We start from the raw sequence: 17,273 nt of genomic DNA, 5'->3' as shown, positions 1-17,273 counted from the left end.
CAGCCAGTGTAGGTCGGATAAGCGAAGCGCCATCCGACACAGTAAAATACCTTGCCAATTATAATCAATATTTATGTTGTCGAGTGGCAGGAGAGTGCCAATTGCAAACAGTGGTAACGCCGCAAACACCGGAGGCAAAACCAGAGCGACGAAGGAGCGGCGGTTTTACCTTGTTAGGTTTTTTCTTTAAACAAGACATTAATATATGGCCCGAATTTTTCGTCTATTTCTTTAATAAGAGGCTCGTCATTTCTTGCGCCAGGAGGATAGATCCCTGTTTGTTCTTGCCACCGCAACATAAGAGCCACCAAAATTTCATTTATTCTAGCGGCTTGCCGCCAAAGTGTAACGGTAAATACCTTGGCCTTGGCTATACCTTCTTCGGTATCTAAATCCCATCCTTCAATCTTATCCTGATTATGTATGAAGTCATTACGATTTTTAAGAAAGTCGGCCAACAAACTCTCTAATGCTGGAGCTAAGTCTACTCTTGATTTTAGCTTACCGATAAAATAGCCAAGCGCCTTTTTTCGTTCCTTGCTCTCGATTGAATTTAGCTTCTCGATGGTTAAATCCTCTTCATCTTGCAATACAAATGTAGTAATGAAACTGATATTCTTCTCAACAGATTGTATATACGTTAGCGCAAAACCGATGAGAGAATAAATGTCTTCTGGATTGGGCGATACCATGTTTTAAACCTAACGCCCGCTTAAGCGGACAAAAATCATTGGTTATAATGTGGAGCGTAGCGGAACCTAACCAACTGTTTTTGTTCCGTTTAAAGCACTTGTTAGCACTATTTCTCACCAAAGAAGACGAACCTATAACTATCTTTTGGCATTGCGTCCCCCATGCCACAATCTTTACGAAGTGCAAGGACGCATTCAGTATAGGTTTGTTTTATTACTACCTGTGGCTGAGCTCGCCCTGACGCTAGTGCCATTTGCTGTTCGATAAAAACATTAACTTTTATCAACACTGCATCGGGAGCCCACAGCCACAATTGAGCATAACAATCTAAAAATGTCTGCTGTTGTTCAGTTGTCACTTCTCGCCCGTTAATGAAAAGCCCCATGCTTTGGATAAAACGGTTATATACCTCACGTTTCTTCGATAGAGCATCAGAGCGAGAATTAATACTCTCTTTCAGCAACTCAACTTCAGACGCATAAGTATTCTTTACAGCTTCAACCTTATCCGTAATTTCAACAAGATCTTCTTTTTTAGCTAAGTTTTTTGCTTTCTCTTTTAAGTAACTCGGGAGGTAAAGTTTACCAAATGCCACTAAACCGAGAAGGACAGCTAAATTTGCCCACAATAAAACTTCGTTCATACCACTCCTACTGAACTCGCATTTTGCTGATAGTGCTAACACCCACATAAGGGGCAGTAATACGTGGGCTAAAATTTGGAGCGAAGCGACAGAGCCCACGTGTTACTGTCCCAGCGAAGCGCCTTAATGTGTTTGTTAGGTGCCTATTTTCTATCGGTAATTGCGGGGATGGCCTTGATATTAAACCACTTTTTATCAGGCACTAAGTCAGATTTAAAACGATTAGAATTTTTACTAACTCTGATGCATGAGTTCACTAGAGTCTCCATTGCTTCAGCTAACCCTTCATCTTTATAGGCTATAGAAGGTGTTCCATCAGTAGTGCAATTTACTCGCGGGTAATCAATCGAGTGTAAATAAGAGTCAAAAACTCCTCTAGGAAAAGCCTCTCCGTAAATACGCCATGCGTATTTTTTTCCGAGATACAGTTCAGACTTACCAAAATAAACAACTCGTTCTTTTGATTTTCGAGTTTCAGCTTCCCGTTGTTGTTCACCGAGTTCACGTGCAACATAATGGCTTACTTTAGGGTTCACTGTTTCTGCTTTTGCAACGGCTGAGATATCGACCTCATTGTTATTATTAACTACTCTGTAGCCGATATTATATTTCTCACCTTCTACCAAGATTGGCTCCCTGTTAGCAATAAATTGATAAACGGTCGATGTAGACTCAGGGGTAAATTGATGTAAATACTTACCGTCTGGACGGCCTAAAATTTTATAATTACTAACGATTAATGTGGGGGTTGTAAATAATTCTCTTGATTTCATTTAAACTCCGTTGTTGAGCACCTAACAATTTAATAGTGCGCTCATCGCGCTCATCGCGCTTATTTCTGCTGACGCCACGCTCACTTATCTACTTTATATAGTTTTAACAAATAACCTAAGGTATTACTATCACTAAGTTTTCTGAAACTTTAAAGAATAGATAAATAGAACAATATGCGATCGGCGCTCATTTTCATGAATATATGCGCAAAGAGCAGTTTAACCAATCTATTAACGACGATGTTGAGCTAGTCTCAATGAACGCTCAGCGCTATGTTTTGCAGAGTTTATCGAGCTATCTGAACTCACAATTTTAAACAATATGCTTGGGCTTTTACTAAATAAGCTAAATTGGGAAGTGAAGTTTTAGGTGTGAATTTTAAAGTGAAAATATAGTCTTTAAACGCATTACACTTAGTAGCTATACCCATAAAAAAGCCTAAAAGTGATTGCTCACCTTTAGGCTTAATAATATTTTTTAAAACACGTATAAATATTCTTTTAATACGTGTATCTCAGGTGTAGCTATATTAGCTATTGATCATAATACATTTGATATTCACAAATTCGCGCATACCAAAGCCGCCGTGCTCTCGGCCGTAACCACTTTCTTTAACACCACCAAACGGTAGGTTGGGTTGGGCAAGGCCGTAACCGTTAATGTTGATCATACCTGTGTCAAAGTGCTTTTTAGCTAGTTCAATGGCTTTTTTCTCATCTTTAGAGAAAATACCACCGCCTAAACCATAGCGAGAGTCGTTGGCGATGCGCATTGCATCGTCGTTGTCTTTTGCTTTAATGAGCGAGGCTACAGGGCCAAATAACTCGTCATCGTATGCTGGCATGCCCGGCGATAAATTATCAAGAATAGTCGGTGGGTAGTAGTAACCTGTTTGCGATGGCACTTCACCGCCTGTGACTACATTTACACCTGCTTCAACAGATTGCATTACTTGGTCGTGAATTTTATCGCGTAAATCTTCACGAGCCATTGGGCCTAGATCGGTATCTTCGGCCATTGGGTCGCCCATTTTTAGTGCTTCAAATTGCGCTTTAATTTTTTCTTTAAAGTCATCATATAGTGACTCTACAACCACAAAGCGTTTTGCCGATACACAGGTTTCGCCGTTGTTGATCATGCGCCCTGTAACGCAGGTTTCAACAGCAAGGTCTAAATCTGCATCATCAAGTACTAAGTAGGCATCGTTACTACCAAGCTCAAGCACTGTTTTTTTAACGTATTTACCTGCTTCTTCAGCTACTTTTTTACCGGTAGCGTCACTGCCTGTAAATGTTACGCCGCTGATTGCTTTGTGTGAAATAAGCGCGCTGGCAGTTTTGCCATCAATAAGTAAGTTGCTAAAGCAATATTCAGGGAAGCCCGCTTGTTTAAATAGTGTATCTATTTTCTCTGCCATACCAAATACATTACCGGCATGTTTAAGTACGGTGGTGTTACCGGCCATAATGTTAGCTGCACTGTAACGAATTACTTGGTAAAGCGGGAAGTTCCAAGGCTGAATACCTAATAAAACGCCCGTTGGTTGGTAGCTAACAATAGCACGGCCGCCATCCATATCGCGCTCTTCATCGCCAAGTACTTGTGGGCCGTTTTCGGCTGTATAACGACAAATACCTGCGCACAGTTCAATTTCTTGAAAACCTTGCTCGTACACTTTACCCATTTCTTCGGTCATTAGCTTAGCAATGGCTTCTTTTTGCTCTTCGAATAAAGAGGCTAGTTTATTTAAATACTTAGCACGCTCGGTAAATGAGGTTTGGCGCCATTTTAAATATGTTTCGTGAGATTTTTCGACTACTTGCTCAGCTTCCTCTTGAGAAAGCAGCGTGTAGGTATCAATGGTTTGTTCAGTTGCGGGGTTGATTGTTTTAACTGTGTTACTCATTTTTATCTCCTTACAAATTAGTTATCAGTAAGGGTGCAAACACAAAGCCAGTTTGTTTTATAAAGTAAAATAGGGTTTAAGTTATTGAATAGTGGTCGCTTTAAATTTAATTATGGGATGTAAATAAAAAGCGAGTGATGAGCAAGCAGTAAAAAATACTGCTTTATGCAAATTTTACAGCCTTAGTTAAACAGTTGCTGTGCTATTTGTTTAAGTAGGTAAGTTTCTCGAATGATAGACAGCCCTTGTTTTTTGCTAAGGCTCATTGTGCGCTCGTTGTGTGCAATGGCGTCGTATATATTGACCCATTTAGGCGTCATACCATTTTGTTGCTCGTAATGTTCAAGCTGTGCTTTGCCAAGCTCTTTGTCTGTATCGCATAAATAGCAATACGACTGTATGTGTATAATATCAAAGTCGTCTTTGTACCAAGGGCGGTACTCTTCGTATAACCCAAAGGGTTTAATAACCTGTATATTTTGCGCGCCAGTTTCTTCGCTAAGCTCTCTTATTAACCCTTGCTCTAGGGTTTCACCTTCATCTACACCGCCGCCGGGTAAACTGTAGTCTTCGTAGCGATTGGTATACATTAATAAAATGTGTGCATCTTTAATCACAATGGCGCGGCCTGTGCGGCGGGTAAATTGAGTGCCTTGGTTTAAATTTATGCCAGGGTGGACCATTGTTTTTAATAATTGCATTTTGTCTCCTTTTTAAAAGCAAAATTATATCAGCTGGTATACTTAGGCGAGTAGTAAAAATAATTCTAATTATTTTTAAAAATTATGATCGGTATGGCTTAAGTTTACGTACATACTGGGTTGTTAAAATTAAACGTTAAAAGACTCAATAGTTTAATCATTTTTAAGAGATTCTAGTAGCCCCTTTTATTTGCAAAATAGGGTGCGTAGAATAAGAAGAAAAGCATAGGGATTTATCATGTTAAACATACTTTTAGTCGATGATGACGTTGAATTTAGTGACGTTGTTTGCCACATTGTCGAATTCCTCGGGCACAACATTTGTACTGCAACTAGCTTAAAAGAAGCACATCAATGGTTTGAAAATAATACCTTTGATCACGTATTACTCGATTTTATGCTGCCAGATGGCAGTGGTCTTCATTTACTCGATCATTTAAAAATGATTGGGCAGTCTCCAAAAGTGACGCTTATTTCTGGCCACCCTTCAGTAAAAGGGATTTTGGCAGACATGTGTGAGCAAGATGTTGGGCATTTATTAAAGCCGCTGCAACGCGAAGACCTAGAGCTGGTATTAAACGGCCCTAAAAAAACAGCTAAAAAAGCTAAAGTTCCGGCTATTACTCGCCATTTTAATAGCTTAATTGGTGAATCAGAGCCAATGCAAAAGCTTTACACCATGATAGAGCGCGTAGCAAAAACCAATGCTAACGTGATGCTAATGGGGGAAAGCGGTGCAGGTAAAGAAGTGGTCGCCCAAGCAATTCATAACGCTAGCCAATGCGAAGGCCCTTTAGTGGCGAGCAACTGTGGTGCTTTGTCTAAAGAATTAATAGGTAGTGAGTTATTTGGCCATGAAAAAGGGGCTTTTACAGGTGCAATTGCCCGTAAAGAAGGGGTGTTTGAGCAAGCAGACGGCGGTACGTTATTTTTAGATGAAGTAACCGAAATGCCTATAGATATGCAGCCAAACTTACTGCGTGTGCTTGAGACTAAAAAAGTAACACGTGTAGGCGGCAATCGTGAATTGCCTATAAACTGCCGCGTTATTTCTGCGACTAACCGTTCGCTGACCGACTTAGCGCAAAATAATATTATTCGTGAAGATATTTACTTTAGGCTTGCGGTTTTTCCCATTGATATACCTGCGCTGCGAGAGCGAAAAGAAGATATTCCACTGCTTGCGAAAGCCTTTTTAGAGCAACTTAACGATGAAAATGGCACTTCGTTTTATTGGCACAACGAGCAGCTAAAAGAACTACAGCAATACGAATGGCCAGGCAATGTGCGTGAACTTCGCCACGCTATCCATCGCGCCTTTATTATGAGCGACCCACAATCGAGCGAAATTACACTTCCGGATAACTTAGAGTCGCCGTTTTCGCGTGTAAATACGCAAGTGGCCGACAACCATGTTTCGGCAGGGCAAACCATTGAAGAAGTCGAAAAAGAGTTAATCCACGCCACGCTAGATAAGGTGCAAGGTAATAAAACGCTAGCTGCGCAAATGCTAGGGATCAGTACAAAAACATTGTATAACCGATTAAACGCATACGGCGGAATTGGAGAATATAAATAACCTGAACTCTGAATAATAAACCTATCTCTAGCAGCTATTTTCAACGTTAACTGCGTTAAATTTGCTTGCAATAGGCCAGCTATTGACGCGTAAATTCGGCTTGTTTTCATTGAAAATCTCTGGCTAGAGAAAAGAATTTGGTTATCACTATAATTTAATATTTTAGTAAGTTTCTTAACCAGAGTTCAGGTTGAATAAGTATAGGAAGTAATATGAGTGATGAAAAAGAAGTTAATACGCTAAATAAATTGGTACATGATGCGAGAGCTCCACTGAATAGAATTTCTATGAATGCAGAGCTCATTAAACTGGTATTAGAAAACGATATGCCAAAAGATAAAGCGTTAGCAGCACTCGATAAAATAATTTCAAACTGTCAGCAATGTAGCGAAAGCTTGCAAAACATTACTGATTTTAATAATAAGTAGTCATTTAAAATTAGGTATTTACACATAATGAGTAAGCAAAAGCAGCAGGGTAAAACGAATATAACGTGGGCCGCTTTTATCGCAATAGTACTGTGTATTGTTGTTGGCAATGCAGTTTTGGCATTAAGTACTATTCAGGGATTAACGCAAACGCAAAAAAGCTTGGATAACACTAGCTTATTAGCCGATGCCATTGAGCGTCTTCACTTATCAATTGTGCAGGCAGAGTCTGGCCAGCGCGGCTACTTACTCACCGAAGAAGAAGACTACTTAATGCCTTATTACGATGCGATAGGGCAAATAGAATCGCAAATGGAGCATGTAAAGTCTCTACACTCTGAAATTGATGGCCAAGCTGAGCGAATTGCTGAGCTATTAGTGTTAACAGAAGCTAAAATTAAAGAGCTTAAACAAACGGTTAAGCTGGCTACTAATGACAAAGAGCGCCGTGCGTTATATGTATTAAATACGCACAGAGGGCGAGAGCTATACAAAGATATTCGCGTTAAAGTTAATGATATTCAAGACCGAGAATTACTGTTTAAGGTGAGCCATTTTTCTAAGCTGGCACAAATAAAAAATGAAGCAAAAATCACCTTTGCTATTACAGCGGTTACCAGTGCGCTTTTAATAATAGGTATGTTTTTATTAACACGCCTAAATTTAAGAAACGCGGCTAAATACCGTGAGGAGCTTGAAATACAAAACGAAACACTTGCAACTAAAGTGTCTGAGCGCACGCAAGAGCTGACCTTATATTCAGATGAGCTTAGCCGCTCAAACCGTGAGCTTGAAGAGTTTGCGTTTGTTGCCAGCCATGACTTACAAGAACCACTACGAAAAATTCAAGCATTTAGTGACCGCCTAGAAACCATGTTTAAAGATGAACTGGGCGAAAAAGGCATAGATTACATAGGCCGTATGAAAAATGCAGCGCAACGTATGTCTAACCTTATTAACGATTTGCTAGAGTTTTCGCGGGTAACAACCCGAGGTAGAGACTTTGATGACACTGACTTAAAAGGCGTAGTTAACGATATTTTAAGTGATTTAGAGGTTGCCATTAAAGAAAGCAATGCGCACGTAGAGGTGGGCGAACTACCGGTTATTCAAGCCGATAAAAGCCAAATGCAGCAGTTGTTTTTAAACTTACTGTCTAACGCTGTTAAGTTTAGAAAGCCAGGTGTTGAGCCACATATAAGCGTAATGTACGAGCACAAAGACGAGTTTAGTGAAGAGCATAACGAAAAAGTGGGTTGGCAAATTATTACCATAAAAGATAATGGTATTGGTTTCTCACAAGAGTATGCTGATAAAATATTTGTACCATTTCAGCGCCTGCATGGGCGCTCGGAATATAAAGGCACAGGGATTGGGCTTTCAGTTTGTAGGCGTATAGTTGAGCGGCATGGTGGGATAATTACCGCTCATAGTAAAGACGGTGAAGGGGCAACCTTCATAATAAAATTACCTGTGGAAACAACGCTTTTCACACTTCAAGGAGAGGCTTAGATGCCGTATTCAAAAGTGAAACCTATTACAATATTAATGGCAGATGATGACGAGGATGATCGCCTACTCACGCAAGATGCGCTAGCCGAAAGCCGTGTATTAAACGAGCTGCATTTTGTGGAAGATGGGGTTGAATTATTAGAGTACTTAGAGCGCAAGGGTAAGTTTGAAGATAAAAATTCATCGCCACGCCCGGGGTTGATTTTGCTTGATTTAAATATGCCACGTATGGATGGCCGTGAAGCACTTGAGGCCATTAAGGCAAACCCAAACCTTAAAGGCATACCGGTTGTTATTTTAACCACCTCTAAGCAAGAAGAAGACATGGTTAAAGGCTATAACTTAGGAGCGGCCTCTTATATTACTAAACCGGTAACGTTTGATGGCTTGGTTGATTTAATGAAAACCCTAGGAAAATACTGGGTAGAATTTGTAGAGCTGCCGACAACGTTTAACGACTAAATAAGTAGCAACATTAAGCCCCTAATTAGGGGCTTATTAAATGCAAACAAAAGGAGGTAGTATGTTAGATAAAGTGACTCGCTTACTTTTAGTAGAAGACGATGAAGATGATTACATTCTCACTTGCGACTACTTAGATCAGTTAGATTCACATACATTTGACATAGATTGGATAAGCTCTCCTGAGCAAGCAATAAGCATTTTAAGTAAAAACGATCACGATATTTGTTTGCTTGATTATCGATTAGGCGCCTCAAATGGGCTAAGTGTATTAAAAAAGGCCATTGCTAATGGGTTTAGCGGGCCAATTATTATGCTTACAGGGCAATCTAATGATGAATTAGACTCTGCAGCACTTGATGCCGGCGCGGTAGATTACCTTATAAAAACAGAAATGAGTTCGAGCCGGTTTGCTCGCGCTATACGTTATGCTTTAGCGCGTAAAGATGTTGAAGGCGAGCGAGTAGAGCGTTTAAAAGCCGAGGCAGAGAACCGCTCAAAAGACAGATTTTTAGCCCACTTAAGCCACGAATTACGTACCCCGCTTTCATCTATATTAGGTTACACAGAGTTACTGCTGCAAAGCGACTTTAGCAAACAGGCCGAAAACGAATTAGGGGTTATTTACCGAAACGGTAAGCACTTGCTGAGCTTGTTAAACGACGTGCTCGATTTATCTAAAATTGCTGCCGACAAATTAGAGCTCACCTTAAGTGAAGTAAACTTAGATAGCATGCTGGCTGATGTTTACACTTTAATGCGTGTATCTGTGCTTGATAAAGGCTTAAACCTTCGCTTTGAGTCTCTACAGCCCTTACCTCTTATTGTGAGAGTAGATGCCACCCGCGTACGCCAAATACTCATTAACTTAATCAATAATGCGGTTAAATTTACCGAAAAGGGCGAAATAGTGGTTAGTGCCTGGACCGAGTGGGTTGAAGGCCAAGAAATGCTATTTTTTAGTATTAAAGATTCAGGCATGGGGATTGCCCCTGAAAAACAAGCATTAATTTTTAAACCCTTTGAGCAAATAGCCGATGTAGAATCGCGCTCTGTTGGCGGAGCAGGCTTAGGCCTTGCGATTTGTGCCGAGCTATTAGCGCGTATGCACGGCAGTATCGATTTAACCTCTAGAATGGGCGAAGGCTCTACCTTTACTATTTCGGTGTACCCAGGTGATATAAGTGAAGTAGAACGCCAAGTATTAAACTTTAGTAGTGGCTCGCAATTACAGACAAAATCAGCACCATGCAAAGTGACTGGCCGCGTATTAGTGGTTGATGATTTACGCGATTTACGTATGTTAGTTGGCCATATGATTAGCACATGTGGTGCGCGCGTAGACTACGCCGAGCATGGCCAGCAAGCGCTTGAAAAAGTAAGAATTGCCGAGGCGTATCGCTCACCTTACGACATTATTTTTATTGATATACATATGCCTGTAATGGGCGGTAAAGAAGCGACAATAGAGCTTAGAAAAATGGGCTATACAGGCCCAATTATTGCGCTTACTGCCGCCACTATGAAAGGCATACATGAAGAGCTTGCCGCCCTTGGCTTTAACGATGTAATACCAAAGCCCGTTGATAGCTCTTCTTTGTATCAATGCTTACAAGATTACTTAGTATCGCCAGAGCATGCGCCTCAAGCTAAAAACATTCACAGCGACAAAGCTGTAATAGAGAAAAAACAGCGCTTTTTATTGGTTGAGGACGACCAAGATGCAGCGCAAATTACGCAGTTGTTGCTAGAAAGTTTAGGGGTAGAAACCGTTATTACCTCAACGTGTGCACAGTGTTTACAAACCCTCAATCATGACCAACAATTTAATAAGGTATTGCTAGATATGCACTTACCTGACGGGCGTGGTGTAGATTTAGGGAAGCAAATTAACGAACGTTACCCTGACTTAAGCTTAGTGATTGTTAGTGGTGCAGAGCCCGATCCTAAGCAGATCAAAGATTTAAATATTAATCATGTACTTTTGAAGCCGATTAATCTGAGCTTATTAGAAACCTTGATCAGCTCGTAATTTAGAAGTTATTTTATGCAGTCGATAAAACTAGAAAGTGAGATATTAACGCCCTCTAAAGTAGTATGCGTTGGGCGTAATTACACCGCGCATATTGCTGAGCTTAATAATGAGCTACCAGATCAAATGGTATTGTTTAATAAACCGAACAGTGCGCTTTCGTCTACCTTATTTGCTACGCACAATAACGACACACTGCATTATGAAACCGAGCTGTGTTTTGTTATTAAAAATAATGAGTTGGCAGGCGTAGGTTTAGGGTTGGATTTAACTAAACGTACCGTGCAAAGTAAGCTTAAAAATAAAGGGCTACCGTGGGAGCGCGCCAAGGCTTTTAACGGCTCGGTATTACTAACGCCCTTTGTAAGTATTGCGGATGCCGAGCAGGCGTTTACGTTTGAGCTTAAAATTAACGATAACGTTATTCAGCAAGGCGATACGCAATTTATGATACATAAGCCTAAAGATATTTTAAGTGAAATTAATGAGTTTATGCACTTAGAAAATGGCGATGTAATAATGACAGGGACGCCTGCAGGCGTAGGAGAAGTGCCTGCAAATAGCGTATTTACAGTAAGCTTGTATGCTAATTCGACGTGCTTGTTATCGCAGAGCTGGCAGGCACAATAGGATTGAGTATTTGCTGTTGGTAATGCTTAGTAAACTGCGGAAAACTTTGCTCTAACCAAAAACGCTGACTATTTATATAAGCAGGCGATTGTAATACCTGCTTATGTAGCGCTTTATTTATTTTATTAAGCGCCTTGGTAGCAAAATCATTCGGTGCTCTTACTGCACACCCTATAGCCCCTAAAACAAACTCTCTGGGGTCTTCTTCAATTGGCAAACTGACTATATTCTTAAACTTACTGTGGTTGACAAAATAATCCCCCATAAACGGGTAGTCTATTGTGTAATCTAAAAAGCCGCGACTTAAGCGAGCAATAACAGCTTGGCTTTCATTTTCGCTGCTCCAGCTTAGCGATGCTTTATGATACACCGTGGTGTTTTCGATTATTTTATTAATTTTTGAAGTAAACTTGCGCGCCGCGGCTTGACCATATACATATTGCTCGTCTGACAATAAATGAATAAGTTTAATAGGGCTGCCATGCTTAGCGTGTATTTCTGGAGCAAGTTTTTGAGTGGTTAAAACCGAAAAAGGCGGGTAAACCGTGGTGGGGGTAGAAAACTGTAACACCCCATTGGCCGTTTTTTTATGAATAACACACGGAAAACATGCATTATCGCCTTCATTTAAGTGCTTATTAATTCGCTCTTGCGGCACGATTAGTCGCGTATGTTTTACATCATCAATACTGTTAATTAGTTGCTCGGTGAGGTTGTCACAAATACCGCCTTGCGGCGCATGCGAATCTTTATCCATATGAAACGGGGGCGTGTAACTTTGTAGCCATACAATTTCTTTAATTGGGTGAGTATTGTCAGCGTACCCGTAACGCATTAAACCACCTAGTACACCAAAGAATAAAATTACATTTCTAAGCATAACTCACTAAAAATAATCCATTTAAGTTAACTTTAGTATAGTTTTACTTTGTATATGTTCAAATGTAAGAGAGAAAAAGGCAGTAAAAAAACTGCCTATTATTTTGGTTTAGTATGGCTGCGGGTAATCTTTAAAAATAGTACCAATTTCAGCTAGTGTGTCGTCGCTTAAAGTTATGCTAAAAGCGTCAATGTCTTCTTTTAATTGGGCCATGCTGGTCGCACCAATAATTGACGAGGTAACGCCATCGACTTGATTACACCAAGCAAGTGCCAATTGGGCTGGGGTTATGCCGCTTGCATGTGCAAGCTCTACATAACGCTGCGTGGCTTTTTGCGCGTTAGGGGTATCTCTAAAAATGCCATTGCGCTGCATAAATGTCCAACGCGAGCCAGCTGGGCGCGCGCCGTTTAGGTATTTACCCGTTAGCAGGCCTGCAGCAAGCGGTGACCAAGGTAAATAAGCAATGTCTTCATGGATACACTGCTCAATTAAGTAGGGCCAATCTTTAGCGTGCGCTAGGCTAAACTCGTTCTGAATAGACACCATACGCGGTAAGTTATGCGCTTTTGCTAAATTTAAAAATTGGCTAATGCCCCATGGGGTGTCATCTGAAAGGCCACAATATTTTATTTTTCCGGCTTTAACACACTCATTAAGGCCCTCTAAAATATCAAGCATACCCGCTTGTTGTTGCTCAGTATCTACGTCACTAAAAGTGAGTTTACCTGGCCACTGCCTGCCAAAATGTGGGGTAGAGCGATTAGGCCAATGCAATTGGTATAAATCTATGTAGTCGGTTTGTAGGCGTTTCAGCGAGTTATCTACGGCCTCAATGACAGCGCTGCGTGTTATATCGCCGCCATCTCGTACCCACGATAGGCCATTGCCTGCAATTTTGGTCGCCAATACAATATCACCGCGCTTTTGCGCATTGCGACTAAGCCAGTTACCTATAATTTGCTCTGTTTTACCGTAGGTCTCTGGTGAAGGAGGAACGGCATACATTTCGGCAGTATCTATAAAATTAACGCCTTGTGCCAAGGCATAAGCTATTTGCTCATCGGCTTCTTGTTGGGTATTTTGTTTACCCCAAGTCATGCTGCCTAAGCATACTCTAGAAACATCAACACCGCTGCTGCCTAACGGACTGTATTGCATTTAAAATCCTTAAATTATGTAAGATCTTGAGAGTGGATAATTAATACCAATTCGCAATAAAACCTAATTAAGCGAATTGGTGTAGTGCCGATAGTAATGGCTCTGAAATCGCCGCTTTTTGTCCTGTTTTAAAGTCAAACATAACAACTTGAGAATAGCCTGTGGTAGTAATAGCTTGCTGAGCATGGCTAAATACAGAGTAATTCATCATAAAACGGTCGCTTTTTATATCTGAAATAGTAATACCTACGGTTAAGGTATCTGGGAAGGTCACTGGACGTTTATAGCGAATATTGTTTTCACTAATGACCGGGCCTATTCCACCTGGTTTTATCGTATCAAACTGATTTATTTTATTTAGAAAATCGATACGCGCAATTTCAAAATAACGCAAGTACACCACGTTGTTAACATGTTGTAGGGCGTCCATATCGGCCCATGCTACGGTGATATCGGTATGTATAGGGTGCTGATCTTTGAACCTTTGCATGTATGTGTACTCTTAGTTTTAAATGAATGAGATTATCAATATGGTGTTTGTAGCTCAAGACAATAAATGCCATGTTTTTTTATATGATGATTGTACCTATTTATTTTTAGGACTACAGTTAAATAACACAGACAACACACACACGAGAACACACATGCAAAATATAATTAATTGGGCTTTAGCCAGTTTAGTTTTTATAGCGTCTTTTGCTTGCTATGCAATGGGTAATGCCTCCGGCGGCATAATGCTTTTAGCTGCGGGGTTTTTATTGGAGTTTGTTTTTTGGCTACATTGCTTTAAAAAATCAAAGCGCTTTAAGCAGCCGTTTTAAAAAAGCTGTTTAAAGCTTGCACGGTTTAACGCGCTACACCTAGTAGCGCTTTTAACTTTAGCAAGTTAAACAGGCTTTAATGGACTTGCTTAATGAAAGTGAATCCTTAATAATGGCTGTATAAATAAACAGTTGTTATGTGGTAATGAAAAAGTTTATTCATATCGACATGGACTGCTTTTATGCAGCGGTTGAAATGCGCGATAACCCCAAACTTGGCAGTGTGCCTTTAGCGATTGGTGGCAATAGCCGTCGTGGCGTGCTCTCTACAGCAAATTATATAGCGCGCGAATATGGTGTTCGCTCGGCTATGTCTAACTACCACGCTAAGCAATTATGTCCCGATTTAGTTATTGTGCCTGGGCGCATGGCGGTTTATAAAGAAATTTCTAACCAAATACGCGCTGTATTTAAACGCTATACCAACCAAATAGAGCCGCTGTCGCTTGATGAAGCTTACCTAGATGTAACCAACAGCACCGCATGCAAAGGCAGCGCAACGCTTATTGCTCAGCAAATTAGAGCAGATATTTATAACGATACCGGCCTTACTGCCTCTGCCGGGGTTGCCCCCATTAAGTTTATTGCCAAAATAGCCAGTGACGAAAATAAACCCAATGGTCAATTTGTGGTTTTACCGGATGAAGTTGATGCGTTTTTAAATAATTTACCGCTGGGTAAAATCCCTGGTGTGGGCAAAGTAACCCTCGAAAAGCTTAATTTAAAGGGGTTATACACAGGTAAAGACGTTCGCGAGAAAGGCGTTAATTGGATGCAGCAGCATGTGGGGAATTTTGGTGTATCGCTTTATCAAAAATGTGCTGGCGAATATATTGGTAAAGTAACCACTGAGCGAGTCCGTAAATCCCTTAGTGTTGAACACACCTATGAATACAATAAAAATAGCTTACAAGAATGTTTAGATCAGTTACCTAAATTACTCGAAGAGCTAACAGCGCGCCTTAATAAGCAACAGCTACAAAATCGTATTAATAAGCTAAGTGTAAAAGTGAAGTTTGCAAACTTTGTTGTTACCTCAGCGGATCAAGCTCATCATCAATTAAATACTGCTATTTTTACTGAATTACTCTCTAAGGCGTATCAACGCGGTATGCAGCAACCGGTGCGTTTATTAGGTATTGGGGTAGGTGTTAAAAATGAACCTAATTTAAATCTGCAACTGAGTATTCTTGATTAACCACACGCTTTTTTGCAATTTAGAGTGCTTTAGTACAGTAATTTAAACGTGGAGCAAGCAGGGGCTGCCTTTACTAAAAGCTATATAGTTGTTGTTAGTTTCTTCTTAAAACACTGAGTCACTTTAGTTAGCTGTAAAACCAAGTTGCCAGATTAACATGAGCTGATCGCAGTTGGCTGGTTTTGTGTTTTTATATCAACGATAATAGCCCCTTATGTTTTCTAACAGGAGTTTTACTTATGGCATATCCTCAAGCGATAGCTGCACAATCACTTAGTGCAAGCTTTGACTCATTTTCTCACGATGCACTTATTATAATTAGTGATGACTTTTCTCAATTAGCCAATAACTCATTAAGTGATGCTATCGAATCACACGCTAAAGTAGATTCTCGTATTGGTAAACAAGTTACGTTTTTAGTGGTTGATAATGTACGCGTTGTTTTAGCACCTACGGGGCCGCTTAACCGCGATTACGATGATGTAAGGCGCTACTTTGATGCTGCTAAACTAGCGATTAACGAAGCAAAAGCCGCGGGTAGTGTAAACCCTGCTATTTACTTACCTAAATTACATACAGATGCGCGTTACCAGCATGCGTTAGAAGTGGCGTATTTAGGGGCATGCCAAGCATTATGGCAGCCTTTAGAGGCGCGCGAATACCACGGCGAAAGCATTGAACCTATTACGCAAATAGGTTTAATAGATGCAAATGAGCAAACAGTTAAAGCTGTAAATGCAATTGCAGCAGGGCAATATGCGGCACGTGATTTATGTGGTACTGAGCCTGAACGTATGGCGCCACCACGTTTTGCTGATTACTGTGTTGAGCTTTTTAAAGGCTCTAAAGTAGCGGTTGATGTGATTGACGATATTAACACGATAGATAAAAACTACCCTATGCTTAGCACTGTTGCGCGCGCATCTTATGCGGTTGAGCGCCATCATCCACGTGTTGTTAAGCTAGAATACGTGCCAGAAGGTGAAGTAACGCGCACGCTAATGTTTGTTGGTAAAGGCTTAGTATACGATACCGGCGGCGCCGATTTAAAAGTAGGCGGTTACATGGCGGGTATGAGCCGCGATAAAGGTGGGGCTGCATCCGTTGCGGGCTTTATGAAAGCCGTGGCAGATTACCAACCTAAAGGCGTTAAAGTTATTTCTTACTTAGCTGTGGTTCGTAATTCAATTGGCTCAGATTGTTTTGTACCAGATGAAATTATCACTAGCCGTGAAGGCGTACGTGTACGCATTGGTAACACCGATGCAGAAGGGCGTTTAGCTATGGGTGACCTACTTAGCGAAATGAAAGATGTCGCCAAAGGTGAAGTTAACCCAACACTGTTCACCGTGGCAACCCTTACAGGCCATGCGGCACGTGCTATGGGCCCTTACGGAGCGTATGTTGAAAACGGACCTGCACGTAGCGCTAATACCTCTCGTCAAATAGCGGATTGTGGTGATTTATGGGCAGATGCAGCTGAGGTTTCTCGCTCTCGCCGTGAAGATTACGACTTTATCAAACCGCGTACCCTCGCTGATGATGTTTTATCAAGCAATAATGCCGCCTCTGCTGTTACAGCCCGTGGGCATCAATTCCCTATGGCGTTTTTAGCCGTTGTTGGTGGGCTTGATAAACACGGTAACGACTCTGAGCAGCCGCTTCCTTATGTACATATGGACATTGCTGGTAGTGGTGTCGAAGGCGGTGATTGGCAGCACGGCAAGCCAACCGCAGCATCAGTAACGAGCTTGTTTGCGCGCTACTGTATGTAATACCAATCCGCAATAATACTTAATCATTTTTCGGGGCTAAACGTGTCGCTATCTGTGTTAAAAAATTCTCATTTAGAA

At 40.9% G+C, this 17,273-nt stretch carries 16 protein-coding genes; 8 read left to right on the top strand and 8 right to left on the bottom strand.

The window, feature by feature from the left end:
• Positions 1–173: 173 nt before the first annotated feature.
• The 5 genes from PAT01_RS15065 to PAT01_RS15045 form a co-directional block, all read right to left on the bottom strand.
• Entirely contained in the window at positions 174–692 is a 519-nt protein-coding gene (locus PAT01_RS15065) for a hypothetical protein (protein WP_064386349.1), read from the bottom strand.
• 107 nt (positions 693–799) lie between these two features.
• A complete protein-coding gene (locus tag PAT01_RS15060; protein ID WP_004588500.1) occupies positions 800–1,336 on the bottom strand; it encodes a hypothetical protein in 537 nt (178 codons plus the stop codon).
• 143 nt (positions 1,337–1,479) lie between these two features.
• A complete protein-coding gene (locus PAT01_RS15055) occupies positions 1,480–2,109 on the bottom strand; it encodes a hypothetical protein (protein ID WP_154945748.1) in 630 nt (209 codons plus the stop codon).
• Between the two features lie 530 nt (positions 2,110–2,639).
• Positions 2,640–4,016 (bottom strand): NAD-dependent succinate-semialdehyde dehydrogenase, encoded by a 1,377-nt coding sequence (locus tag PAT01_RS15050; protein WP_154945747.1) that lies wholly within the window; start codon positions 4,014–4,016, stop codon positions 2,640–2,642.
• Positions 4,017–4,198: 182 nt separating this feature from the next.
• Entirely contained in the window at positions 4,199–4,717 is a 519-nt protein-coding gene (locus PAT01_RS15045) for an NUDIX hydrolase (protein ID WP_126006098.1), read from the bottom strand.
• 238 nt (positions 4,718–4,955) lie between these two features.
• Here PAT01_RS15045 and PAT01_RS15040 point away from each other — a divergent pair, with 238 nt between their 5' ends.
• The 6 genes from PAT01_RS15040 (at position 4,956) to PAT01_RS15015 (ending at position 11,360) form a co-directional block, all read left to right on the top strand.
• Complete coding sequence (locus PAT01_RS15040) at positions 4,956–6,296, top strand: sigma-54-dependent transcriptional regulator (RefSeq protein ID WP_024031667.1); 1,341 nt, start codon at positions 4,956–4,958, stop codon at positions 6,294–6,296.
• Positions 6,297–6,508: 212 nt separating this feature from the next.
• Positions 6,509–6,724 (top strand): hypothetical protein, encoded by a 216-nt coding sequence (locus tag PAT01_RS15035; protein WP_004588505.1) that lies wholly within the window; start codon positions 6,509–6,511, stop codon positions 6,722–6,724.
• 27 nt (positions 6,725–6,751) lie between these two features.
• Entirely contained in the window at positions 6,752–8,236 is a 1,485-nt protein-coding gene (locus PAT01_RS15030; protein ID WP_138577593.1) for a sensor histidine kinase, read from the top strand.
• A complete protein-coding gene (locus PAT01_RS15025) occupies positions 8,237–8,698 on the top strand; it encodes a response regulator (protein WP_024031669.1) in 462 nt (153 codons plus the stop codon).
• Positions 8,699–8,759: 61 nt separating this feature from the next.
• The gene (locus tag PAT01_RS15020) at positions 8,760–10,730 is read left to right on the top strand and encodes an ATP-binding response regulator (RefSeq protein WP_154945752.1); all 1,971 of its coding nucleotides are present in this window, start codon (positions 8,760–8,762) and stop codon (positions 10,728–10,730) included.
• Positions 10,731–10,745: 15 nt separating this feature from the next.
• Positions 10,746–11,360, top strand: coding sequence for a fumarylacetoacetate hydrolase family protein (locus PAT01_RS15015; protein WP_064386337.1), 615 nt, complete (start codon positions 10,746–10,748; stop codon positions 11,358–11,360).
• Here PAT01_RS15015 and PAT01_RS15010 read toward each other — a convergent pair.
• The 3 genes from PAT01_RS15010 to PAT01_RS15000 all read right to left on the bottom strand — a co-directional run bounded on the left by PAT01_RS15010 (position 11,317) and on the right by PAT01_RS15000 (position 13,891).
• Entirely contained in the window at positions 11,317–12,240 is a 924-nt protein-coding gene (locus tag PAT01_RS15010; RefSeq protein WP_404821057.1) for an ABC transporter substrate-binding protein, read from the bottom strand. The genes PAT01_RS15015 and PAT01_RS15010 overlap by 44 nt on opposite strands.
• Before the next feature lie 108 nt (positions 12,241–12,348).
• Entirely contained in the window at positions 12,349–13,401 is a 1,053-nt protein-coding gene (locus PAT01_RS15005; RefSeq protein WP_138577589.1) for an aldo/keto reductase, read from the bottom strand.
• A 67-nt stretch (positions 13,402–13,468) separates the two neighbouring features.
• On the bottom strand, positions 13,469–13,891 hold the full coding sequence (locus PAT01_RS15000; protein WP_004588512.1) for an acyl-CoA thioesterase: 423 nt from the start codon (positions 13,889–13,891) through the stop codon (positions 13,469–13,471).
• Between the two features lie 476 nt (positions 13,892–14,367).
• Between PAT01_RS15000 and dinB the strand changes: the two genes are divergently transcribed.
• Complete coding sequence (gene dinB / locus PAT01_RS14995) at positions 14,368–15,420, top strand: DNA polymerase IV (protein WP_154945745.1); 1,053 nt, start codon at positions 14,368–14,370, stop codon at positions 15,418–15,420.
• Between the two features lie 239 nt (positions 15,421–15,659).
• A complete protein-coding gene (locus tag PAT01_RS14990) occupies positions 15,660–17,195 on the top strand; it encodes a M17 family metallopeptidase (protein ID WP_004588515.1) in 1,536 nt (511 codons plus the stop codon).
• Positions 17,196–17,273 lie beyond the last annotated feature (78 nt).

The organism is Pseudoalteromonas atlantica, assembly GCA_007988745.1.
GTDB lineage: Bacteria > Pseudomonadota > Gammaproteobacteria > Enterobacterales > Alteromonadaceae > Pseudoalteromonas > Pseudoalteromonas atlantica.
This window is presented reverse-complemented; position numbering and strand designations above follow the sequence as displayed.